This is a genomic window from Streptomyces sp. NPDC006510, from assembly GCF_040611955.1.
Classification (GTDB): Bacteria; Actinomycetota; Actinomycetes; order Streptomycetales; family Streptomycetaceae; genus Streptomyces.
Genome location: NZ_JBEXPH010000362.1, coordinates 1 through 4,228, shown reverse-complemented (window position 1 = coordinate 4,228; position 4,228 = coordinate 1). Strand labels below are relative to the sequence as shown.

Here is a 4,228-nt window from a genome sequence, read left to right as displayed (position 1 = left end):
GGCGCCGCACCCCGCCTACAGGTACCGCTTGATCTCCCGCCGTGCCAGCGACCGCTGATGCACCTCGTCCGGGCCGTCCGCCAGCCGCAACGTCCGTGCTGCCGCCCACAGTTCGGCCAGCGGGAAGTCCTGGCTGACGCCGCCCGCACCGTGCAGCTGAACCGCCTGGTCGAGGATGTCGACCACCGCGCGCGGGGTGGCGATCTTGATGGACTGGATCTCCGTGTGCGCGCCCCGGTTGCCCACCGTGTCCATCAGCCACGCCGTCTTGAGCACCAGCAGCCGCAGCTGCTCCACCGTGACCCGCGCGTCCGCGATCCAGTTCTGCACGACGCCCTGCTGGGCGAGCGGCTTGCCGAAGGCGGTACGGGACACCGCCCGCCTGCACATCAGCTCGATGGCCCGCTCGGCCATGCCGATCAGCCGCATGCAGTGGTGGATCCGGCCCGGTCCCAGCCGTGCCTGGGCGATGGCGAAGCCGCCGCCCTCCTCGCCGATCAGATTCTCGGCCGGCACCCGCACATCGGTGAAGACGACTTCCGCGTGACCGCCGTGGTAGTGGTCCTCGTACCCGTACACCTGCATGGCGCGGCGCACTTCGAGGCCGGGGGTGTCGCGGGGGACCAGGATCATCGACTGCTGGCGGCGGATGTCGGAGCCGTCAGGGTCATCGGCAGTCGCTGTCTTGCCCATCACGATGAAGATCTCGCAGTCCGGGTTCATCGCCCCGGAGATGTACCACTTGCGGCCGTTGATGACGTAGTCCCCGCCGTCGCGCACGATCCGGGTCTCGATGTTCGTCGCGTCCGACGAGGCGACCTCGGGCTCCGTCATCGCGAAGGCCGAGCGGATCTCACCGGCGAGCAGCGGCTCCAGCCACCGCTTCTTCTGCTCGTCCGTGGCGAACTGGAAGAGCACCTCCATGTTCCCGGTGTCCGGGGCCGCGCAGTTGAGCGCGGTCGGCGCCAACTGCGGGGAACGACCGGTGATTTCGGCGAGCGGGGCGTACTGGAGGTTGGTCAGCCCGGCCCCGTACCCGGCGTCGGGCAGGAAGAGGTTCCACAGGCCCTGCCTGCGCGCCTCCGCCTTCAGGTCCTCGACGATCTGCGGGGTGTCCCACGGGGAGGCCAGCAGCGCGCGCTGCTCGTCCGCGATCCTCTCGGCCGGGTACACGTGCTCGTCCATGAAGGCGAGCAGCTTGCCGCGCAGTTCCTCGGTGCGGGCGTCGAATGCGAAGTCCATGGGGTGATCAGCCTTCCTGGAGGGTGGTGAGGCCGTGCTCGATGAAGACCGGGACGAGATCGCCGATGCGGTCGAAGCCGGCGCCGACGGTCTGGCCCAGGGTGTAGCGGTAGTGGATGCCCTCCAGGATCACGGCGAGCTTGAACCAGGCGAACGCCGTGTACCACGAGATGGCGGAGGTGTCCCGGCCGGAGCGGGCGGCATAACGCTCGATCAGTTCCGCGGGGGAGGGGTGGCCCGCCGCACCGCTGGTGGTGGAGACCGGCGAATCGGCCAGACCGAGGTCGGAGCTGTACATCACCAGCAGGCCGAGGTCGGTGAGCGGGTCGCCGAGCGTCGACATCTCCCAGTCGAGGACGGCCTTGATCCGGTCGTCGGAGCCGATCAGGACGTTGTCCAGCCGGTAGTCGCCGTGCACCACGGTGGGCACCGGCGGGACGGGCAGCTCGCGCCCGAGCGCGGCGTGCAGTTCGTCGATGCCGGGCAGCTCGCGGTTGCGCGATGCGTCCAACTGCTTGCCCCAGCGGCGCAGCTGCCGGTCGAGGAAGCCCTCGGGGCGCCCGAAGTCGCCGAGCCCGACGGACTCCGGGTCCACGGCGTGCAGCGCGACGAGGGTGTCGACGAGCCCGAGGACCGCCTCCCGGGTGCGCTCGGCGCCCAGCGGGGCGAGCTGCTCGGCGGTGCGGTACGGGGTGCCCTCGACGTACTCCATGACGTAGAAGGGCGCCCCGATCACCGAGTCGTCCTTGCAGAGCAGCACCGGTTCGGGTACCGGAACGGCCGTCGGGTGCAGGGCGCTGATCACCCGGTGCTCGCGCCTCATGTCGTGTGCGGTGGCCAGCACATGGCCCAGCGGGGGCCTGCGGACGACCCAGCGGCCGGTGCCGTCCGTGACGATGTACGTCAGGTTCGACCGGCCGCCCTCGATGATCCGGGCTTCGAGCGGTCCGCTCACCAGCCCCGGCCGCTCGCGGTCGAGATGTCCGCGCAGCCGGTCGAGGTCGAGACCTGGCGGGTGGACTGAGCTCATCGTGCGCACCTCCGGGGTGAGAGACGGTCGGTGCTCATGATGCCGACCAGTCGGTATGTCGTCCAGTGGACTCCCGGAATCCGACGCGCGCACTCCGCGCCGACTTGGTGCGGGAGTCTGGCGCTCAGTCGCATCCCTGAATATGGTTCACGTATGAAACCCGAGTTGCTGATCGACGAAGTCCGGCTGACCCCGATCCTGATAGCCGACCCGCCGCTGCTCAACACCCAGGGCGTCCACCAGCCCTACACCCCGCGGCTCATCGTGGAAGTCGTCACACGCGGTGGCGCCACCGGCATCGGCGAGACGTACGGGGACGGCAAGTACCTCGAACTCGCCCGGCCGCTCGCCACCGCGCTCGCCGGACGCCCGGTCAGCGATCTGAACGGCCTGTTCGCTCTGGCCGGCGAGGTGTGCGGTGATTCACGCGCGGCCGACGACCGGGTAGACGCGGGCGGACTGCGCGGCGCCCAGACCGCCGACAAGCTCCGGCTCTCCGTCGTCTCCGGCTTCGAGGTCGCCTGCCTGGACGCGCTGGGCAAGTCGCTCGGCCTGCCCGTGCACGCCCTGCTCGGCGGGAAGGTCCGCGACAGCGTCGAGTACAGCGCCTATCTCTTCTACCGCTGGGCCGCCCACCCCGACGGGGGCGAACGGGACGACTGGGGCGCCGCCCTCGACCCGGCCGGCGTCGTCGCCCAGGCCCGGCGCTTCACCCGCGAGCACGGCTTCTCCTCCTTCAAGCTCAAGGGCGGCGTTTTCGAACCCGACCAGGAGATCGCCGCGATCCGCGCCCTGGCCGAGGAGTTCCCCGGGCAGCCGCTGCGCCTGGACCCCAACGGCGCCTGGTCCGTCGAGACCTCGCTGTACGTCGCCGAGCAGTTGAAGGACGTCCTCGAATACCTGGAGGACCCGGCGAGCGGCACGGACCTGATGGCCGCGGTCGCCGCCGGCACCGACGTACCGCTCGCCACCAACATGTGCGTGACCACCCTCGCCGAGGTGCCGGAGGCCTTCGCCCGCGGCGCCGTGCGGGTGGTCCTCTCCGACCACCACTACTGGGGCGGGCTGCACCGTACCCGTGAACTGGCCGGGATCTGCCGCACCTTCGGCGTCGGACTCTCCATGCACTCCAACACCCACCTCGGCGTCAGCCTCGCCGCGATGACCCATGTCGCGGCCACCGTTCCCAACCTCGACTACGCCTGCGACAGCCACTACCCCTGGCAGACCGAGGACGTCATCACCGCCCGCCATGTCTTCCGGGACGGCCGGCTCACCGTGTCCGACGCACCCGGGCTCGGCGTCGAACTCGACCGCGAGCGCCTGGCCGCACTGCACCGGCGCTGGCTCGACGACGACGGCACGATGCGCGAGCGCGACGACGCGGCCGCGATGCGCAGGGCCGAGCCGGGATGGCGGACACCGGCGATCCCGCGCTGGTGACGCGCCCGTCGACCGGGGCGGCGACGGCCTGACTTGCGGCTGCCCGGAGCTGCGCCGAGGGTCGGTGCATGAAGGCGATCAGCTACAGCAGGTACGGCGGGGCCGACGTCCTGGAGTACGGTGAGCGGCCCGACCCCAGGGTCGGCCCGGACACCGTCCTGGTGAAGGTGCGGGCCGCGGCCGTCAACCCGGTCGACCGGAAGGCCCGCGAGGGCCACCTCGACGCCGCCCTGGAGGCCGTGTTCCCGGTGATCCCCGGCTGGGACGTGTCCGGCGTCGTCGTGCAGCCCGGCCTGGCCGTCGACGAGTTCACGGTCGGCGACGAGGTCATCGGCTATGTGCGGGAGGACTTCCTGTCCCGCGGCACGTTCGCCGAATACGTCGCCGCCCCCGTGCGCACCCTCGCCCGCAAGCCGCTGAGCCTGAGCTTCGAGGAGGCGGCGGGACTCCCGCTGGCCGGCCTCACCACCTACCAGGTGCTGCACCGCGCCCTGAGGATCCGCGAGGGCGAGA

Annotated in this window: 4 protein-coding genes; 2 read left to right on the top strand and 2 right to left on the bottom strand. The window is 71.0% G+C overall.

Features of this window, described 5'->3' with window-relative positions; all coding sequences use genetic code 11:
- Window positions 1-15 precede the first annotated feature (15 nt).
- Entirely contained in the window at window positions 16-1,242 is a 1,227-nt protein-coding gene (locus ABZY11_RS43235) for an acyl-CoA dehydrogenase family protein (protein ID WP_356484429.1), read from the bottom strand.
- Between the two features lie 7 nt (window positions 1,243-1,249).
- Window positions 1,250-2,272 (bottom strand): phosphotransferase family protein, encoded by a 1,023-nt coding sequence (locus ABZY11_RS43230; RefSeq protein ID WP_356484428.1) that lies wholly within the window; start codon window positions 2,270-2,272, stop codon window positions 1,250-1,252.
- Window positions 2,273-2,425: 153 nt separating this feature from the next.
- Here ABZY11_RS43230 and ABZY11_RS43225 point away from each other — a divergent pair, with 153 nt between their 5' ends.
- Both ABZY11_RS43225 and ABZY11_RS43220 read left to right on the top strand, forming a co-directional pair.
- Window positions 2,426-3,715 carry a glucarate dehydratase family protein gene (locus ABZY11_RS43225; RefSeq protein WP_356484427.1) on the top strand — a complete coding sequence of 430 codons (1,290 nt, stop codon included), beginning with the start codon at window positions 2,426-2,428 and terminating at the stop codon, window positions 3,713-3,715.
- A gap of 68 nt (window positions 3,716-3,783) precedes the next feature.
- A partial coding sequence (locus tag ABZY11_RS43220; protein WP_356484426.1) for an NADP-dependent oxidoreductase occupies window positions 3,784-4,228 on the top strand: 445 nt, incomplete at its 3' end.

What these genes read in the sequence shown, in the direction of transcription:
- ABZY11_RS43230 (WP_356484428.1), bottom strand. Translation starts at nt 2,272, where the DNA reads ATGAGCTCAGTCCACCCGCCAGGTCTCGACCTCGACCGGCTGCGCGGA.
- ABZY11_RS43235 (WP_356484429.1), bottom strand. Translation starts at nt 1,242, where the DNA reads ATGGACTTCGCATTCGACGCCCGCACCGAGGAACTGCGCGGCAAGCTG.
- ABZY11_RS43225 (WP_356484427.1), top strand. Translation starts at nt 2,426, where the DNA reads ATGAAACCCGAGTTGCTGATCGACGAAGTCCGGCTGACCCCGATCCTG.